We start from the raw sequence: 19,618 nt of genomic DNA on the forward strand, positions 1-19,618 counted from the left end.
AGAACAGGAGGGAGGACATGTTCAAAAAGAGGGCGAAGTTTGTCGCAAGTATACTACTTGTCGTCTTGGCACTTATAGGGGGGCTGTCCGTCACAGCGGCAGAGCAACCAGACTCCGGAAATCTTCATATTCACAAGTATTTCGGTACCGTGATTGCTACGCACGATGGAACCGAACTGCTTTTTGGCGAGATACCAGAAATGCCACCGGTTAAAGGCGTACGGTTTGATGTCTATGCTATCGAGAATGCTGATGTGTTTCCTGATACTCAGGGATGGACTTTAGCACGTATTGGAACCGAGCTAACGCTAACCAAAGGGACAGAACAATTAACTTATCGACTTTCTAAAGTGCCATTAACCGGTCTTACCAATGAAAAAGGCGTGCTGAGCTTTTTTAATTTGGAAGACCGCTATTACTATGTGGAAGAAAATCTTGGAGCAAGCCAGCCGCAGATTCCTGATGATAATAGTTGGAAGACAGTCACAATTTATGAAGGGACAGCTGCCTTTCTTGCGGAGGTACCCATGACTGATCCAGGTAGCGGCAGTAGTTGGTTGACGGATATCCATGTTTATCCGAAAAACCATACTGTGGATCCGGGAAAAAAGGTAGCACAACCGTCTGTCGATTATGGGAATGGGGTTACCTGGCGAATCTATGCAGATATTCCTAATGCTATCGACACCTACACCGCTTATCGAATCGTTGATCAATTGGATCTGCGGTTACAATTTGACCAACAATCCTTGTCGGTGATTCTCACCAAAACAGGAATAAAGCTGAGTGAAGGTCACGATTATACCGTTTCCTGCCAGAACAATCGCTTGATCATAGAGACAACAGCGGTTGGACGTAAAAAAATGGCCCAGACCGGTGGCGAGATTGAATTTTTATTTCAGACGACAGTGAAACCGGCATTCATTGTTGTAGGAGAAAACCTGATCAAGAATGAAGCCACAATCGAGTTCAATAATGCCTTCTATCCAGATCCGGATAATCCTGGTCGTCACCTACTAGATGGAGGAGATCCCAGTGATCCCAAGTACCCGTTGGTGAATGTCGGCGATTTGATCATCGAAAAGGTAAACCGAAAGGGCAGGTCACTGGCAGGTTCTGAATTTCAACTGATGCAAGAAGGACAGTCAAATTTTATCGGGCTTGTGGTAGATCCAGCTGGAGTGCAAGTTAAACGAGTAACGCCCAATCAACAACTGACTAAAGAGGAACACTCAGCGGGCTATCAAATCTGGCAATGGATTGTACGTCCAAGTGGAGAGCAAATCACCTTTGATAACAGCACCCAGACAGTCTATACGGCCTTTTTTGACGGGCTGCAAACCCATAAGGTGCAGGCCAGCAGCAAAAAGCCGGTAAATTACCAATTATATGAAACTAAAGCGCCAACTGGCTACCTCAAGTTGAGCGAGCCGGTAGAGTTCGCTTTTTCAGAAGAGAGCGATGGCAGGTTAGAAAACGCCAATGCTTACGTTGTCAAAAAGGAAATCATCAATCAATCCAGAGACACTCTACCCAAAACTGGGGCAATCCTCACCACCAGTATTTCAGGCCTGTTGCTGATTTTGATAGCAATCTATGGCTTAACAAGAACCAAAAGGAATCAACGAAAAGCAACATAAAAAACCATTCAAACGAAATCGCTGCGGTAAAAACTATTGTAAAGGGGTGACTGCCATTGAGGCGAGTGATCCTGAGTATACTGATTCTAATTGCCGGTCTGGGCGTATTGGCCTATCCATTTATCAGTGATTACCTGCAACAAAAAAATGGTAGCTATATTTCTGACAAATACGACCAAGAGTCAGCCGCATTAGAGAAGACCAAACGAGAACAAATGTTAGGTGATGCCAAAGTATACAATGCCAAGATTGGTGGTTCAGTTTTTCCTGATCCTTTTTCTGATAACTCTGCAACTGAAGCCTCGAAAGAATATCGTGAGTTGCTGCGGGTCAATGGAATGATGGGAATCGTGGAAGTTCCCAAAATAGCAGTAAAACTTCCTATTTATCACGGAGCCTCAGAAGCCGCCTTACAAAAAGGAATTGGGCATTTGGAAGGATCAGCACTGCCGATTGGTGGACAGGGTAATCATACGGTGGTAACTGGTCATACCGGACTTACGAATGAAAAAATGTTTACGAACCTGACCTCATTAAAAGTGGGGGATGAGTTCTATTTCACCGTGCTAGGAGAAACCCTGGCGTATCAAGTTGATCAGATCAAAGTTGTTGAGCCGGGAAATACTACCGATTTGCAAAAAATTCAGGGTGAGGATTTGGCAACGTTACTCACTTGTACCCCATATGGAGTCAACAGTCATCGCTTATTGGTACGGGGACATCGTGTACCTTATGATCCCGACAAGAAAGCAAATACGAAGAAGGTCAATACACTGACGGCTGAACAACTGCTGCTGATCAAGATTGGCGGTATCACGGCTGCCATTATGTTGGTTCTGATTCTGATCAAAGTGTGGTTGAATCAACGACAAAAATAATCAAGCTGCAAAAAGGAGGGGAAGCAATGCGGCGGATACTTATCGGCGCATTGGCGCTTCTCGTGGGAATCGCTATTCTGGCTTATCCTCATGTCAGTAGTTACTTTAATGAAAAAAATAGTTCCTATGTTGCGGAAGGCTATCAAGAAAAAGTTCAACAGTTGACAGAGGAAAAAAGAGTGGCGGCTTTGAAGGAAGCTCAGGTCTATAACGAGAATTTGACTGGGAGGCCCGTCCATGATCCATTTGTACCGGGATCTGGGGTAGCAATGCCGGATAATTATTATAAAGTTTTGAATGTTGACGGGATGATGGGCGTTTTGGAAATTCCCAAAATCAATGTAAAATTGACGATTCTTCACGGAACCTCTGAACAAGTTCTGAAGAAAACTGCAGGACATATGGAAGGGTCTACGTTACCTGTCGGTGGCGAGTCTAGTCATGCAGTGATTACAGGCCACACAGGCTTATCTCACGCCAAAATTTTTACGAATCTGATAGATCTGGAGCTGAGGGATATGTTCTACCTTCAAGTTTTAGGAGAGACTATGGCCTATCAAATCGATCAGATCAAAGTGATTGAACCCAAGTATACCGAGGACCTGAAAGTGATCCCCGGCGAAGATCATGTGACTTTGCTTACTTGTACCCCGTATAGTGTCAACAGCCACCGTTTGTTGGTGCGAGGAATCAGGGTACCATACAGTCCAAAAGAAAAAGAAGCTATCCAATCCCAAAAATCCCTAACAGCCGAAGAAATTCTGCTGCTGAAAATTGCTGCTGCCACAGCCGGAGTTATGTTGTTGTTGATTTTATGGAGGATTAGGCAGAATCGTAGTATAGGGAGGGGTTCAAATGAAACTAAAAAAAGTAGTGCGTAAGCAAAAAAATTATAAATGCTTACGAATCTTTTTGGTGCTTTCTTTGATCTTGCCACTGCTGGCATCGGGAGTGCTATCTAGTCAAAACGTGAGTGCGGACACACAGGAAATTACCACAAGGAGCACACCAGATTTATCAGGTGATCTTGCACTGACTACCGATGAGAGGCATTTGGAAAAAGCACAGATGGAACCTGCTTCTGAACTGATGAAAGAAGCAAGCAAAGTCGATGAGTATGAACCACAAAAAAGCGATACTTTTTCAACAAATGGCGAGACCGACAAGCGTAACGATCTTCAAACTCTTGACGACAGCGCGGAAGTAATAAGCAGCAAAACGGAAGATAGCATGAATTCATTTTTTAAAGATATGAAGAAAGATAACCAAGTATTAGCTGATGCTTCTTCAAAGGTAGTCAATTGGGGTCTTAGGGAATATGTAAATGTTTTAGACTGGCTGATTTATGAAGAGAGTCCAGACCGCCCTTTGTCAGCAACCAATGCGGCAAAAATTGATACCTCCTATTATTTTCGTTTTACATGGAATCTTTCATTGCCTCAAAGCGGGGAAGATGAAAATTTCCTTACAGGCGGGGATTCTTTTCTGATTTCATTGCCCGAAAATACTGAATGGGGCTTTTGGTCAGCTGTTCCCAGTCAAGACTCTAATCCACTTACTTACCACGAAAAAGATGAAAATGGCCCAAGTATTGGCGACTCAATTGAGATTGGGGAATGGAAAGTTGTGTGGATTGATGATGGTTCTCCAAGAGGCAGATATGGCATTTCAGTGGAATTTGCTGAGGGTATCGAAGAGTATAACATCAGGGAGTTGACCGGTGTGGACTTTACCTTGCCTTCCAATGGACTTAAAAATCAAACCTTGAAAGGGGGAATCCAAGATGTTGAATTTGGCAGTATAGTTCAGCGAATCAAGTTCGATCAACTAAGTAACATTGTAAACCTTGGAGATGATTATAAATATGTCCCTAGTTCGGGGAAGTCTAACATTATTTTTGATATTGGGGTAGGTCGCAGCTCACCTATAGAATTGGCTGGTGATGTTGCCGACTATGTAGCGAATCCAGAGTATGCTTTTTATCTTGATGGCGAGGAGCACGGATACAAGTGGGGGGAAAACTTTACTGATGTCCCAGGAACTTATGTAGAGGACGAACTGGAAGCTGGTGTTGTATTGGAGTATTTAACGATTTCCGCTATGACCCATATTCCTATTGGATTAACACAAGAAAATTTGATGAGTCAATCGGGGGGACTTGTTCATCGAAATCGGGCATTTGAGGCCTTTTTACTTAAAGATTATGGGACGGGACCAATCTACCATGTTTCAGGTGGAAACGAAGAAATATTGAATCCGTCGATGGAAACATCATTTCGCTTGATAGAACAAACTGCTGAGGAGTCTAAAGAATCTTTTAGAGAACGAATCAAAGCTGATCCTTATCAATATGGTATTTATGTTGAAAAAGATTCAAAAACGAATTGGGATCAGCGAACTGTAATGATCAATTTTGGTGATATTGGTGAAGATAAGGGAGACGGAACAAGAAGAATCAAATACTCAGATTTAACCATTGACGAGCCAAGTAAGGCATGGGCTATTGCACGAGAAGGAGGTGCAATATTAGAAGAAACTGAAGTGAAAGTTTCTCAATTTGCGATAGATAGTGCGGATTACTGTATCCAAAATGGGTTTTACGGCGAGGAAGACCGGAAGTTATTGGAAGATTATTTTACCTTAACGTATGGTGACAGTAATGTGATTGGTGGTCAGGTGGTGTCTTTCAACATATCCATGAATCTACGCTATCGACCAGATCAAGACCTTTCGCAGCCAAAATCCAATACCGCATTCTTTTATTTTGAAAATGCTAAGCAGCAGTTGGAATCGACCAATCCGCCATACCAACATAAGGCTGAAGGATCAATGTCAGATGCTTATGGAAAAATCGAAGTTGAGCCAAACAGTATCATGTTGATAAAATTTGATGGTGAAACCAACAAAGAGATGGATGGCGTCAAATTTTACTTACAAGAGCTGCCTGCTGATGGAAAATGGAAAAATTACAAAAGCGATACTGGGGAACTCTATACAACCGGAAAAGTCAATGTGTTGGGACAAGAGTATAGTGGGGCTATTTATGTGTCAGGCTTGCCAGCAGGAACGTACCGGTTTGTGGAATATCAAGAAGAAGTGGCTTCTGGAGAGGACCGCTACCTTTATCCACCGGGATACGATCAGCGCAAGTCGACTTATTTTGATGAAGAAAACAAGTTAGTGGTGACAATTCCTTATGAAATTGATTTAGTCTCAAAAGGAAAGCCATTATTTGTGGATAATTATCCTGTACCGACCGCGCCTTATGTGATTGAACATTATTTGCTGAAGGAAAATAGACCGGATTCTAGCACAAATCCGAATGATTACGAATTGCATTCTGTTGTGGATAATCTAGATGGCAGGCTTCGACTACCGATTGGTGAGACTATCACAGCAACACCAAGAGAAGGCATGGTGGGCTATCGTTATGTATCGATTCCGTCTCTTGAAAAGGTTGAGGGAGAAATTACCCCTATAACTGATAAAAATAAGCCATACAATGAAAACGGCCAACTTGTTTTAAAACTCTATTACACAAGGGATGCAGAAGCAATTCCATTTACTGTTACGAAAGTGGACACAGCTGGCCAGCCGATGCCGTCTGTGGATAAGAATGGTGTTCCTTTAGGAGAAGGTCAAGAAGTTAGTTTCCAAGTCTATCTATATACTGGAATTTGGGGGAAAGATCCTAGTCCAACTGACAAAGGCCCGAAAGAAGTTGGGGGAGAGTCTATCTGGAAGTTAGTGGAGGAAGATATATATGGTGCGTCTTTGAATCCTATAAAGACAGATTCAAAAGGTCGCTTGAGAATAAATCTACCTCTTTCAGAGCGAATTGAGCCGCATGATTATTCGCTTGTTTATGCACTCGTAGAAACAGCGACTTATGATGGGTTTGAGCTCCCGAGCAATGGTTGGTGGGTGATCTGGTCTGGGAATGGAAATAATGGGGCAGAGATTGGTGAACTCGGTTCTGTTGAAGGGGTTGGAGGAGCTAAGGGGTTAGATGATGGGCAGGATAAGCTGTGGAATAAACCTAACGAAAGCGCTATCGATATTTATAAAGTAAATGAAGATGGCGATATCATGGCTTCAGATCCAAATAATCCCAATCAGCAAGTGGAGTTTGATATTTATAAATTTATTTATGAAGATGGCTATGATTTTTGTAATGCAAATTTTAATGACAGTGAGAGATGGGAACTCGAAAGCAGCTCTATCACGGAGGAAGATGGTCGAATTCCCATTGAGGCTCTGACCCAACGAGAAACGTATGCTTTGATAGAAACCAAGTCTTATCCAGGCTATCAATTTGATCCAGAAGATTTCTGGCTTGTATTCACTGGTATTGATGCGAATGGTTATATGATTAATAGTATTTTTTACTATTACTGGGATGTGGGCACTTCTAAGTATATTCAATGCAATCCAGAATCGGATAAGTACCCTGGACTCTTAGCACCAGACGATCCTTTAAATAAGACGGGAAGCTACGCTATTGTTAATCAACAAAGTCCAGAAAAACGCTTTGATTTCTCTTTCATTAAAGAAGGGCAAGACAAAGAAAAACTGGGGGAAGTTGAGTTTGCACTATATGAAGGAAAATTTGGTAAACAATTAGTGATGGAGGGACCAGGTGCCAACTATCGTCTGGATTCACCTGATCGTTATTGGAAAGAGCAGCCAGTTAAAATGTTGATCAGCGAGGCGGCGGGTATCGATAAAGGCTTGATAACGACAGAGCTGCAACACGGCAATTACTTACTGGTCGAAACTAAGACTGCTCCTGGTTACCAGCTACCGGATGGCTACTGGATACTACAGGTGGATTTGACAGTCGAAGCAGGAGAAAACCCATTGACAATTACGGCTGTTGATTCACCACCTGCCTTTGGAATTGAGGAAGCTGGACAGCAGCATCAATACTATCTTCCGAATTTTCGTAGTTATGATTTGCCAAGATCAGGTGCCGGAATAGCGCGGATTTTGATCACTATCTTCGGAATTGGTGCGTTAGGCGTTGGTTTCTTACTACTGCTTCCAAAGAAAAGGCGCCCGTTTGACAGTTGAGTTTAAAGGAGGATGCGTCCTCTTACTGCAATTCCTTCACCATATACAATACCAGCTCGTCATCGTTGCAGCACTCGCTGTAAGGGATGGCGGGCTGGTTTTGATACCATACGCCACTACCATCAGGAATGAAGCCGCGTTTGACATACATTCGCTGGGCAGGGCCGTAACCGGCGTGAAGGCCAACACCTAATGAAAGCTTATCTGCTGCTAAGGCAGTGACTGCCAAAGTTTCCACCGCATCAAAAAGTGCGCTACCAATGCCGTGTTCTTGATAGGCTTCCAGTACGTTGAAGTCCACTACTTCTGGCAAGACAGCGCGAAAAGGGCCTTCTGCAGCTAAAGGAACTAAGGTTACATAGCCGCAAGGGACGCCATTTACTTCGGCTACACGGACGTAGCGGGTCTTTTCTGTTTGTTCCTGCAAATATTTTTCAAAGAGCTCGGATGGCTTTGTCCAGCCCTGTTCTGCAAATAACTTTGGAAATAAAGTACAATCTGCTTCATTGATAGGGCGAATCTGTAGGTTCTTTTCTCGATAGGTCATGAGTATTGCCTCCGCTGTTTTTTTATTTTATTGGTGATTACATGATGCCCAACGTTCTGAGTATATCATGCCGGTCTTTTGTCTCCCAGAAAAAAAGGTGTATAATCGAGTTAGAATACAGGAGAAAGTAGGAAAATATATGATTATACCGAATAGTTTGGAAGAGTTGGCAGGCTATGTGAATAAAGGCCGGAATGTCTTTTTCTTCACTGCAGGATGGTGTGGGGACTGTCATTTTATCAAACCATTTATGCCAGAGATTGCAGCTGATTTCCCCGAATTTACGTTTATCGAAGTCGATCGTGACAAGTATATCGACGTGGCAGCTGAATGGAGCATTTTTGGTATTCCCAGCTTTGTCGTTACCGAGGATGGCAAAGAATTGGGGCGTCTGGTGAACAAAGACCGTAAAACAAAAGAAGAAATTGAAGCATTTTTGAAAAGTTTGCCGGCAAATGCCTAGACTGGGACATCCGACAGTTCGTTATAGAAAGGAGCAGGTACAATGGAGTCACAGCAATATCGTAATATTTTAGTGGGAATTGACGGGTCAGAACAGGGACAGCAGGCTTTCGAAAAAGCTGTAGAAGTGGCTCGGCGAAATGCGGGGAAAGTCTATGTCGCCAACGTCATTGATCAGCAGATTACAGCTATCATGGGCTACAGTGGACTTAACCAAAATATCATTGATCAAGAAACCGAAAGTGCCAAAAAGTTAATCGAAGAATGTAAAAAATACGGTCGTGACCATGATTTTTCCGATATTGAGGGGGTTATTGCCTATGGTTCAGCCAAAGAAGCAATGGCGCACCAGCTACCGAAGAAGTATGGCATTGATCTAGTCATGGTTGGACAATCAGGCTTGAATGCTGTCGAGCGATTTATGACCGGCAGTGTCGCTAGCTATGTGATTCGACAAGCGCCTTGCGATGTACTAGTAGTGACTTATCAACAAAAATAAGTGTTGGGACAATCGTTAATCCCCATTAGTTCGCAGCCAAAGTGCCCGCAGGATTCTCGCTTTTTAAAGAAATCTTGCGGGTTGTTTTTTTGAGATGAACTTGCCAGCTTTTTCTGATATGATACAAGTTGTGTGATTTTCAATAACATAAGAGGCCAGTGAAAAAGCTGCCTCGTGAAAGAATAATTCAGGAGGGTCATCATCATGATCTATTCATACAATCCCAAACACGTAGGTGATACGCTAATCGTTGTCACTGCTGATGATCAAGGATTGGATCAAACCGTTGAACGTAAATTCAATATCGCAGAAATTAAAAATAGTAAAGGAACAGTTGTGGGATATAATTTCTTTCATCTTTCAGAGTACTTAACGATTACTGATGAGGGACAAATTTATCCAACTCCAGAACAAATTGAAGTTCTTAATCAACAATTGCACTTATCTGGTTTTCACGAAGCTGTGCTACCAACAAATGAATCTTCAAAATTTGTTGTCGGGTATGTGAAAACTTGTGTGGAGCATCCTGACAGTGATCATCTTCATGTGACGGAGACGGAAGTAGATAATGGCGAAGTGCTGCAGATCGTCTGTGGTGCACCGAACATTGCGGCTGGGCAAAAAGTCGTTGTCGCAAAGCCAGGGGCAATGATGCCTGATGGAATGCTGATTTGGCCGGGAGTTTTACGAGGTGTGGAAAGTTATGGCATGATTTGTTCAGCACGCGAGCTGCATTTGCCAAATGCACCTGAGAAAAAAGGAATCTTGGTATTGCCGCAAGAAGCGACAGTAGGGGAAGCTTTTGCGGTAGGAAAATAGAAAATGAGGCTTCTCTGGAATTTAATATATTGATTCTAGAGGAGTTTTTTGTGCAACTGAAGGAGTGACACAGGAGTTAAGACAAAAGCTGGCAGTCAGATCCGTTGAAGATAGTGGAGATATATTGTACCAATGTCAATTCCGTGCAAGATAGCAAAAAGTACCACTCATTGTCAAGATCCAGACAGTGAGCGGTACTTTTTTATAGTTGGAGTAGTATTCAATTACCAAATAAGTTTTAGCTAACGGTTACTATTTGAGTTTTGTTGTTGCAAGACAGTGCTGTCGATTGTCAATTCAACTTTGGCGGTTTCTTCTTTGTCCCCGCGGTAGTAAGTCACAGTGATGCTGTCACCGACATTCTTGGTGTACAAGACAGACTGCAAATCAGTCGTGCTGGTGATTTCTTTGTCGTCGACTTTTGTGATGACATCGTATTGTTTCAAACCAGCTTTTTCAGCAGGTGTTGCAGTTACAACATTAGTAATCACAACGCCGCTCTTAACAGTAGCAGGAACACCCAAAATCTGTTCTTGTTGTTGGGAAGTCACTGAGCTCAAGTCCACCATGTTGATGCCCAATGCCGGACGTGTTACTTTGCCGTCTTTTTCCAGTTGGTTGATGATTTTTACGACATCGTTACTAGGAATCGCAAAACCCATCCCTTCAACCGAGATATTAGAGCTTTCAGTCTGAGTTGTTGCAATCTTGCTGGAGTTGATTCCGACGACTTGACCAGATACGTTTACCAATGGCCCGCCAGAGTTCCCTGGATTGATAGCCGCATCTGTTTGAATGGCGCTGATATTTACGCCGGTGCTGCTATCGGCAATTGGCCGGTTGACTGAGGAAATGATCCCAGAGGTGACGGAGTTTGCATATTGAGAGCCTAAAGGAGAACCAATCGCAATCGCAGGTTCGCCAACTTTCAAGGCATTGGAATCACCAAAAGTTGCCACATCTTTAACATCGTCAGAAGAGATTTTGATAACAGCCAAGTCAGTCACTGAGTCAGTTCCAACCAATTCGCCTTTGACTTTAGTGCCGTCTTTCATGACAACTTCCAAGCCATTGGAGCCTTCAACTACGTGATTGTTAGTGACAACATAGGCATCTTTACCATCTTTTTTGTAGATGACACCAGAGCCTTCACTTGCTTCTACCAAGTCGCTGTCTTCAGAATCACTAGATCCCTGCGTATTTTCATCTTGAGACTGTCCAAACATATCCCCCCAAGGATTGCTGCTGGACTGTTGTTGCCGTTGCAAATTAATAACAGAAACCACCGCTCCTTGAACTTTTTCTACAGCCTTGGTGATATCGGAATCGACGTCGACTTTGACATTTGAAACTTGCGTTGTTTTTGTATCCGATGTGTTGCTGCTAGAATTGGCGTTGTTGCTGGTTGCCGGAGCTAAGCCGGAACCATTGGCCAGATAGAAGCCACCAATTACCAGAAAGCCGCCAACGACCCCACCCAGCAGACCAGTTAAAAACTTTTTAGCGGTCCCGCCGCCGTTATTTTTGTTTCGTTGTTCCATTATGATTTCCTCCTCAGATATTCGCCCTCTTTTATGATCGATAGACCAACAAAAAAGGGGGAACTTCATTATTCTTCAAGACTTTATTCAGGAATGATTGCTATGATATAAGTATAGTCTCAAATCCTGCTTTTAGTCTAACGAGAGACTTTGAAAAAAATATGAACGAACCGTGGCTAAAATCATAGTGAATCGTGAAAAATTGCCCGGCGCTTCCATAAATTTGATAAGAGAATGTCTGTTTTTCTTACTGTAGGAGATTTATCAATCAGAGATTGTTGGTTGCAGCCGCTAATTCGAGAGAATAAGAGCATTGGAAAATAGATTTGCACAGCTCAGCTAATTTAATTCTATTACTTTCTACTACTATAGAAGCTAAATGTTTTCCGCAGCAAAAGATCCGGCAAATTTATTGGAAAACAGCACTTCACGAGCAGGTATTTCTGTGGCAGCCTTCAGAGAAAGACTCGGTCTTGGGGAAAAGTATCCACAAACTTATCCACAGGTTGTGAATAATGTGTACAATTCTGTGGAGAACTATTGTTCGTATAGAAAATAGCGCCAGAAAAACAACTTTTTTCAATAGAACTGTAGTCGAAAAGAAAACTGTGTGGATAATCCTTGTGACAAACTGCAATCCAGTTATTCACAGCTGAGGAAAACTCTTCTGAGGATGCGACGATAGAGTAAAATACGGAGTTTTTGCAGCCAAAAAGCACCCTATTGCACATCTGATTTGTGATGCCTTATAAAGGAGGTGACCACAAATCAGTTAATTTTACCTTTTTCCGAAAAAAGAATAAAATTCCGTTGTAATTTTTATGTTTTTGATAATTGACATAGCTGATATTCTTAATAAACAAGTTGTAATTTTTCCTGGTGTCGGGAAAGTTCCACATTGATTATGGAACCTTATGTAATTGTGAGGGCTTTCATGCCGTGCTACAATTTGTATGTAAAGAAGAACGTTAGCTAACAGAAAGGTGACTACCATGAACGAACGGCAAATCAAACTTGCGCGCTTGCTGATTGAACATGATACATTTTTACCGGCTTCTTTTTACAGTAAACAGTTGTCTGTTTCGACTAAGACGGTGTTTCAAGATCTGGAAATGTTGAATCTGCTTATGAAGCCCTATGATATCTCTATTGAAAGATTACCTTCCGTAGGGATTCGAATTTCTGGAGAACATGAGGCGAAGCTGAATTTCATGATTGAATTGGAAAATGAGTTGTCACAAGACGCTTTTTCTCCAGTCAATCGCCGGATTGAAATCATTAAAAAAGTCTGTTTTGAAGAAGAAGTTCCGACGTTAGATCAACTTTCAGAGCTCTTCTTAGTCAGCAAAACATCACTTTATGGTGATTTGAAGCTTTTAAATCAGATCATCGCTCGAACCAACAGTGAAATTCAGTCAAACAATGACGGCTTAAAAATTTTGGGAAAAGAGTCTGAAATCCAAAATGCCGCCAATCAGTTGGTCAGCTATTTCCTGAATGTTCTGGAAGATCGGTCCTTTCGCAAAAAGATGAGTCATTTCTTTGATGAAGCATTGATTGCTCCGGTCTTTGATTTCTTACTTACAGATTTCAAAGAATTGACCGAGGAAGTTTCAGAGTACTACATCCAATCGCTGATTATGAGCGTGTTGATTCAATGCCGGCGCCTTGAGTTGGCCAAACATTTACCCACTGAAGAAGATTACCTCTTCAGCAGTATCCGGTACATGGAGGCCTATGTGGTGGCCAATGAACTGGCAGAAAAGCTTGGCAAAACACTGGACATCGTTTTTGAAGAAGCAGATAAGGAGTATCTATCGCGGCAATTGTTTGCCCATCGTGTCACTACTGATTTGAAAAGCGGCGATGATTCTTATGCAGAAATTGTTCAACGATTGATTGCTCGCATGAGTGCCATTGAAAAAATTGATCTGACAAGTGATCAGCGGTTGTTTAATTCGCTACTTTACCATATTCCGGCGATGATTCTACGTTTGAAAAAGGGAATAAAGATTGAAAATCCGCTGCTATCCAGTATTCGTGACCAGTATTCTGAATTATTCAGCATCGTCTGGTATGCACTAGTCATTTTGGAACAGGAGTATGATGTAATCTTAAATGACGATGAGATTTCACTAATTCTCATTCATTTTCAGATTGCTTTGGAGCGCCAATCCAAGACGAACAACATCATTATTGTTTGTCAATACGGAATCTCTTCGGCACAATTCATCTACTCAAAGGTTCGTAAATTTATTCCAGCTCATGATAACGTGGAGATTTCCACAATTGACAAGTTCGAAAAAAGCGACAAAGAGAATATCGATTTAATCATCAGCTCCATCGATATTCCCCAATCGAAAATTCCTTTTGTGAAAGTAACACCACTGGTCAACAATCAGGATTACATCAAGCTGATGGAGGCCTATACCAAGTATCTAATCCAAGGGGAGCCCTTTGAAATCAGTCATTCGCTCTCTGAAAAAGTACCTTCTCAGATTTTGGGCAACTATTTGTCAACGGAGCTGATCAGCTTACAAAACCAGTATGATGACAAAGAAAGTTGCTTAGATGCGATAATTGGCGAACTGGAAAGAAGAAAGTTAGTCAATAAGAACTTCCGAAAATCGGTTTTTGACAGAGAGAAGATTGGCAATACAAATTTGGATAGTGGGGTAGCATTGCCCCATGCGGATCCGGCTACAATTATTGTTTCACATATTTATTTTGTGACCTTGGCTAAGCCTGTCAACTGGGGAGATGGCAATGTCAAATTGATCGTGATGGTGAACTTGGGGGAAGCTGATTTACAGAAGATCCGTGAAGTAGTTGAGGAATTATATCAGTTTATTGATGAAAAGAAGAAGGTCGACGCGTTAGTTAAGATAACCGACAAAACGTCACTATTGCAAATCTTTAATAATGGAGGAACATGACATGTTTTTTGATCAAGAGTTAGGGTTGTTTCAGATAAGTCCTGTAAGTCAGACAGAGTTGTTCGAAGAAATGTTTCAAAAATTGTATCAAGCAGGCTGTGTCAAAGAAAGCTATTTGGAAGGAATCACTAGCCGGGAAGCGGAATACCCCACCGGCTTGGAATTCAACGGTGTAGGATTTGCAATCCCCCATACGGATTCAGCTCATGTGAACAAATCCCAAATCTGCTTTGCTTCGTTACAAGAACCAGTGGTCTTTCAAGACATGACGGATAAAAGTCGGGAGATTGAAGTGAAATTGGTCTTCATGTTAGCAATGGCTAGTCCTCATGAACAGGTAGAGACATTACAAAATTTAATGACACTTTTTACAGATGAGGACAAGGTACAACAGTTGCAAAAATTGACGACACAGGCAGAATTGATGACACTTTTGAATGCGTCAGGCGTACAGTAACTACAATCGAGGGGGAAAAAGAAGATGGATATGTTTATGAATGGGATTGAATGGTTTATCGGATTGGGATCAACAGTTTTCTTACCGGTAATCATTTTTGTAATCGGATTGTTCTTTGGCTTGAAGCCTAGTAAAGCGTTCATTTCCGGGATCACCGTCGGAATTGGTAATATCGGGCTTGGCTTGGTATTGGATCTGTTGTCTAGCGGCTTAGGCAGTGCCATTCAACAAATGGGTGAAAAATATGGCACCTCGCTGAATGTGTTGGATATCGGCGTTGGGGTCGGCGGACCGCTGGCTTACTCAACATCTTTGGGAATTTTGATGATTCCTATCTCGCTGATTCTGAATTTCATCCTAGTTATCTTGGGTCTGACAAAGACGCTGAACGTGGATATTTGGAACTTCTGGTTTCCGATCTTCTTGGGGATGTTGGTACAAACAGTTACCGGAAACTTCTGGTTTGGTCTGATTGGTGCTATCGTAGCAGTCATGCTCCAATGGTTTTTGGCAGATGCTGCACAAAAAGAAGTCAGCGAATTTTTCGGCTATCCAGGGATTGCAATCACACACATGATGGCTTTATCAGGGGTCTTGTTCGCCAAACCACTGAACTGGGTCTTTGACCGGATTCCAGGTTTTAACAAAATTGATGCAGATGCGGAAAGCTTGACTAAAAAGTTTGGCGTATTCGGAGATACAGTAGTAATCGGGTTATTGATTGGGATTGTAGTCGGAATTTTGGCAGGGTACGATGCAGCTGGTATCGGTACGTTGGGGATGACGACTGCCGCAGTAATGAAAGTTATGCCAAAAATGGTAGCCATGTTTATGGAAGGTTTGTTGCCTATCGCGGAAGCTGCCAAAGAATTTACCGATAAAAAACTCAATGGTCGTGTCGTAAATATCGGGATGGATGCTGCGTTGACAGTGGGTCATCCGACAGTCATGTCTACATCATTGCTACTAGTACCTATCTCATTATTGTTGGCAGTGATCTTGCCAGGAAATCAAGTCTTGCCTTTCGGGGACTTGGCATTCTTCACCTTTGCAATTTGCTTGATGATCCCATTCTTTAAAGGAAACATCGTTCGCTCGTTGGTAGGTTGTTCCTTGTATCTGGTGATGACTTTCTACATGTCTACTTGGTTGGCACCAATCGTAACCGATGTCTTCAAACTGGCAAACTTTGATGTAGGCACTTCAGGAATGGTAACCATGTTGTTGAGCGGGTTGTGGCCGGCAGGTTTGTTCGTCCTTTTAGCTGAGAAGATTGGTGTGATCGGCATCATCGGCTTTGGCGCTATCGTTTTGGCAGGTATGGTATACAACAATAAGATTAAAAAGAATAAAATCGTAACTACAGAAGCAGCATAATTAAAAGAAAGAGGGAACTACTCATGAAAAAATTATTAGTTATTTGTGGAGCTGGACATGCAACATCAACTATCGCCGTTTCAAAAATCAATAAATGGTTGGCAGAAGAAAATCTGACAGACCAAGTAAAAATCTATCAATCCAAAATTGCAGATGAATTGAATAAAATGGATGACTATGATGCAGTGGTCAGCACGACGATCGTTCCAGACTCCGTCAAAGCCAAAGTAATCAACGGCTTGCCACTTTTGACAGGTGTGGGAGCCGATCAGCTCTTCGGTTCACTAAAAGACAGACTGGAATTGAATTAAATGATTAAACACGATGAACTAAAATTGCAAACCGTCGCGGGGCGAGCTTCTTATCATGATCTGCGGGACAGCTTATTGGCTGTCGCCGCAGAGGCAGGGGTGAAAGACGGTGTGATGGTTCTTACTACGCCTCATACTACCTGCTCGTTTTTCTATGAAGAAACGATGCATGATCGGAATTATTTCGGCGATGATCTACTGCATGTGGATATCAATGAAGCGATGGAAAAAATCGCACCGATGATGACGACTGAAGGACAGTACCACAGTCCTGGTCCAGAGCATATCAAGTTTGGGACCTCCTTAAGTGATCCGAACTATCCTGCTGAAAAATGGGTGATGTTGAACACGGATGCCCATCTAAAAGCTTCAATCTATGGTACGAATTCCCAAACATTGATTCTAAAAAATGGTGAGCTGCAAATCGGCTCATTGGGCCGAGTCTACTTTGTCGACTGGGATCGGTTACGAGAACGAGAACGAACAATTAATATTTTAGTGATGGGGGAATAACTGTTGAAAAATGAATGGATTATCGCGCCGTCACTATTCAGTTCAAAAATCAGCCGCTTGGAAGAAACACTGGCAATCATGAAACAGACCAATCTTCACTGGCTGCACGTTGATGTGATGGATGGTTGTTTTGTTCCGGATTTGGCTTCTGGACCTAGCATCGTCAAAGAATTAAAAGAGGTCTCCGACTGTTTATTGGATGTTCATTTAATGGTTTCTCGACCAGAAAAAGTCGTGGCACGTTTTTTGGAAGTTGGGGCAGACTCCCTTACCTATCACGTAGAGGCTACCGATCAAGGAATGCACATCATTCAACAAGTCAAAGCAGCCGGGAAAAAAGTTGGTGTAGCAATCAATCCGGCTACGCCTGTCTCAGCAATCCAACCAGTCCTTGCCGAAGTTGACCTTGTATTGGTGATGACTATCAATCCGGGCACTCCCGGTAAACAGGATTTTATCGCCAGTACAAAGGAAAAAATCAAGGAACTCCAGCAATTCCGTGAAACGCATAATCATCAATATATTATTGAAGTCGATGGCAAAATTGATGACAAGACAATTGTGGAATGCGCAGAAGTGGGGACGGAAATGTTTGTTTCCGGTGGGTATATCTTTGGCGAATCTGGTAAAGAGGGCGAAAAGATTAAGGCCTTGCAAACTGCTTTGACTAAAGCAAAATAAGGAGCGTTAAGATGGAAAACTATACATTGCAAATATTAGCCGAGCTCAAGGCAAATGGGAGCCGGATTGACGTAGAACAAACGACTGCTCTAGTAGCGGCAATTAAAAAAGCCCGCCACATTTTCTTGGCAGGGGCTGGTCGCTCCGGTATTGCCATTCAGGCGTTTGCCAATCGTCTGATGCACTTGGGTTTTTCCGTCAGTCTGGTGGGAGAAATTTCTTCTCCCCATTCGCAAGCAGGAGATCTGTTAATTATTTGTTCAGGATCAGGAGAAACCGGCAGTTTGGTGAGTTTGGCTGAAAAAGCGGCTAAAAGCGATGTCAAAATCGCATTAATCACTATGAAACCAGAGTCTACCATTGGCCATTTGGCAACGACAACCCTCGTCTTACCTGGGAGTACCAAAGATGAGCAGAGTAACACTGACGCTTTTTCTCAACCGATGGGAACGGCCTTCGAACAACTGGCTTTTTTGACGTTTGATGGCTTGGTTCTTTATTTGATGGATGATTTGGGAGAAACTTCGGAAACGATGTTTGCCCGTCATGCGGACTTTGAATAAGTATGCGGGTAAACGGGTGAGTAATTTGTTGACACCAGCAAGTATTCCCCCTAAGTAAAAACATGTGTTTCGGTTAATAGATAATCGTATCCCGTTGAAGTGGTATGGAGCTGAGTAATCAGTCTTCATACCACTTTTTAGGGATCTCAATTTTTAGAATAAAACTTGGGACATCACTTGAATGCTAGGAGAATATGAAAAATTATTAGTGAAAGTAAAAGAAGACTTCAGCATCCTTTTTAGGAACTGAAGTCTTTTTTAGTCTTTTGCAGGTACTAATAGTGGTTTTGTTTTCTCTCGATGATTAAAATCTGTTTTTTGATTGTTCGAGAAATAAAAATATAAACCAGCTGTGAATGTGCGTTACCTTTCGGAATGGATTGGTTAACGGCACGTTTTCGAGACTTATTTGTATCCTGAAACGATCCAGTTGTTTTTTATTTCACGGACTGATTTGTTCTTTCTTAACATAGAAGCACTTGAGTCTCTTTACGCAACTTTTCAACATCGTTCGGATGGGCTTCTTTATTTGTGATTAAAGCAGTGATATCAGACCAACGACAAATCTGATGCAGGCTTTTGCGGTTGAATTTAGAATGATCCGCAAGAATATAGCGAACTTCGGATTGTTGAAGAATCATCTGGTCGATATAAGCGTCCGAAGAGGAAGGACTAGTAGGGCCAGAAAGATTACTAAAGCCATCCGTTCCCAAAAAACAAAAATTTGCTGAAATTTGCTTAATCTGATTTGCAGTCCAGCCCCCAAAAAGCGATGAACTTTTGGCGCGCAGCTGGCCACCAAAGAGAAATACCTTATTGTCGGAATGCAGCAGAACACTGGCTACGGGTAAAGAATCAGTAAAAATTGTAAAGCCCGCTTGATCAGAAAGCAATTTTGCGAGTTCTAACGTTGAGCTGCCAGTCCCGATGATTAAAGAGCTTTGCTCAGGAATCAGGTCTAACGCAGCCCGGGCAATCTTTCTTTTTGAATCAATATTTTCCTTTTCACGGACTTGAAAGGCATTCTCAATCGTTGCTTGTTTTAAAATGGCGCCACCGTGACTTTTAATGGCGTGTCCTTTCTTTTCTAAATAAGCCAAGTCCTTTCGAATCGTTTCATACGAGACCTCGTATTTTGCGGCTAATTCACTGACATGCACGGTTCCATTAGCAATGAGCTCTTCTATAATCAGCTCTCTGCGTTCTTCCATCAACATTTGATTTCACTCCAGTAAAAACTCTTTTATAGTATAAATAGAATTATACTCGTAAAACCAACTAAAACCAATGTAAAGGCTTCAAAATAAAGGATTAATCATGA

The 19,618-nt window shown here is 42.2% G+C and carries 17 protein-coding genes; 14 read left to right on the plus strand and 3 right to left on the minus strand.

Annotated features, from left to right (window positions below):
- The first annotated feature begins 17 nt into the window (after positions 1–17).
- From BAU14_RS00220 to BAU14_RS00235, 4 genes are all read left to right on the plus strand, one after another.
- Positions 18–1,640, plus strand: coding sequence for a SpaH/EbpB family LPXTG-anchored major pilin (locus BAU14_RS00220; protein ID WP_161898080.1), 1,623 nt, complete (start codon positions 18–20; stop codon positions 1,638–1,640).
- A gap of 65 nt (positions 1,641–1,705) precedes the next feature.
- Positions 1,706–2,518: a class C sortase gene (locus BAU14_RS00225; RefSeq protein WP_237580377.1), complete on the plus strand. Its 813-nt coding sequence runs from the start codon at positions 1,706–1,708 to the stop codon at positions 2,516–2,518.
- Positions 2,519–2,544: 26 nt separating this feature from the next.
- Entirely contained in the window at positions 2,545–3,399 is an 855-nt protein-coding gene (locus tag BAU14_RS00230) for a class C sortase (protein ID WP_161898082.1), read from the plus strand.
- Positions 3,374–7,591 carry a prealbumin-like fold domain-containing protein gene (locus BAU14_RS00235; protein WP_161898083.1) on the plus strand — a complete coding sequence of 1,406 codons (4,218 nt, stop codon included), beginning with the start codon at positions 3,374–3,376 and terminating at the stop codon, positions 7,589–7,591. The genes BAU14_RS00230 and BAU14_RS00235 overlap by 26 nt, the downstream gene beginning before the upstream one ends.
- Positions 7,592–7,613: 22 nt before the next feature.
- On the opposite strand, the gene BAU14_RS00240 is transcribed toward BAU14_RS00235, so the two are convergent.
- The gene (locus BAU14_RS00240; protein WP_161898084.1) at positions 7,614–8,138 is read right to left on the minus strand and encodes a GNAT family N-acetyltransferase; all 525 of its coding nucleotides are present in this window, start codon (positions 8,136–8,138) and stop codon (positions 7,614–7,616) included.
- A 115-nt stretch (positions 8,139–8,253) separates the two neighbouring features.
- Here BAU14_RS00240 and BAU14_RS00245 point away from each other — a divergent pair, with 115 nt between their 5' ends.
- From BAU14_RS00245 to ytpR, 3 genes are all read left to right on the plus strand, one after another.
- Positions 8,254–8,601 carry a thioredoxin family protein gene (locus tag BAU14_RS00245; RefSeq protein ID WP_420022067.1) on the plus strand — a complete coding sequence of 116 codons (348 nt, stop codon included), beginning with the start codon at positions 8,254–8,256 and terminating at the stop codon, positions 8,599–8,601.
- A gap of 42 nt (positions 8,602–8,643) precedes the next feature.
- Positions 8,644–9,099, plus strand: coding sequence for a universal stress protein (locus BAU14_RS00250; protein ID WP_161898086.1), 456 nt, complete (start codon positions 8,644–8,646; stop codon positions 9,097–9,099).
- A gap of 204 nt (positions 9,100–9,303) precedes the next feature.
- Positions 9,304–9,918: a YtpR family tRNA-binding protein gene (gene ytpR, locus BAU14_RS00255; RefSeq protein WP_161898087.1), complete on the plus strand. Its 615-nt coding sequence runs from the start codon at positions 9,304–9,306 to the stop codon at positions 9,916–9,918.
- 242 nt (positions 9,919–10,160) lie between these two features.
- Here the strand turns inward: ytpR and BAU14_RS00260 are convergent, their stop codons facing one another.
- Positions 10,161–11,459, minus strand: coding sequence for a S1C family serine protease (locus BAU14_RS00260; RefSeq protein WP_161898088.1), 1,299 nt, complete (start codon positions 11,457–11,459; stop codon positions 10,161–10,163).
- A 992-nt stretch (positions 11,460–12,451) separates the two neighbouring features.
- Here BAU14_RS00260 and BAU14_RS00265 point away from each other — a divergent pair.
- Genes BAU14_RS00265 through hxlB form a run of 7 tightly spaced genes read left to right on the plus strand, consistent with a single transcriptional unit; the run spans position 12,452 to position 18,297 of the window.
- Positions 12,452–14,395: a BglG family transcription antiterminator gene (locus tag BAU14_RS00265; protein ID WP_161898089.1), complete on the plus strand. Its 1,944-nt coding sequence runs from the start codon at positions 12,452–12,454 to the stop codon at positions 14,393–14,395.
- Position 14,396: 1 nt separating this feature from the next.
- Positions 14,397–14,852, plus strand: coding sequence for a PTS sugar transporter subunit IIA (locus tag BAU14_RS00270; protein WP_161898090.1), 456 nt, complete (start codon positions 14,397–14,399; stop codon positions 14,850–14,852).
- Between the two features lie 24 nt (positions 14,853–14,876).
- Entirely contained in the window at positions 14,877–16,229 is a 1,353-nt protein-coding gene (locus BAU14_RS00275; RefSeq protein WP_161898091.1) for a PTS galactitol transporter subunit IIC, read from the plus strand.
- A 23-nt stretch (positions 16,230–16,252) separates the two neighbouring features.
- The gene (locus tag BAU14_RS00280) at positions 16,253–16,540 is read left to right on the plus strand and encodes a PTS sugar transporter subunit IIB (RefSeq protein ID WP_161898092.1); all 288 of its coding nucleotides are present in this window, start codon (positions 16,253–16,255) and stop codon (positions 16,538–16,540) included.
- Entirely contained in the window at positions 16,541–17,053 is a 513-nt protein-coding gene (locus BAU14_RS00285) for a YjbQ family protein (RefSeq protein WP_161898093.1), read from the plus strand. It begins immediately after the preceding gene.
- Positions 17,054–17,056: 3 nt separating this feature from the next.
- Positions 17,057–17,734, plus strand: coding sequence for a ribulose-phosphate 3-epimerase (rpe, locus tag BAU14_RS00290; protein ID WP_161898094.1), 678 nt, complete (start codon positions 17,057–17,059; stop codon positions 17,732–17,734).
- A gap of 11 nt (positions 17,735–17,745) precedes the next feature.
- A complete protein-coding gene (gene hxlB / locus BAU14_RS00295; RefSeq protein ID WP_161898095.1) occupies positions 17,746–18,297 on the plus strand; it encodes a 6-phospho-3-hexuloisomerase in 552 nt (183 codons plus the stop codon).
- A gap of 464 nt (positions 18,298–18,761) precedes the next feature.
- Here hxlB and BAU14_RS00300 read toward each other — a convergent pair whose 3' ends face one another.
- The gene (locus BAU14_RS00300; RefSeq protein WP_161898096.1) at positions 18,762–19,514 is read right to left on the minus strand and encodes a DeoR/GlpR family DNA-binding transcription regulator; all 753 of its coding nucleotides are present in this window, start codon (positions 19,512–19,514) and stop codon (positions 18,762–18,764) included.
- Positions 19,515–19,618 lie beyond the last annotated feature (104 nt).

This window comes from Candidatus Enterococcus leclercqii (genome assembly GCF_009933135.1).
In the GTDB taxonomy this organism is placed as follows: Bacteria; Bacillota; Bacilli; order Lactobacillales; family Enterococcaceae; genus Enterococcus_C; species Enterococcus_C leclercqii.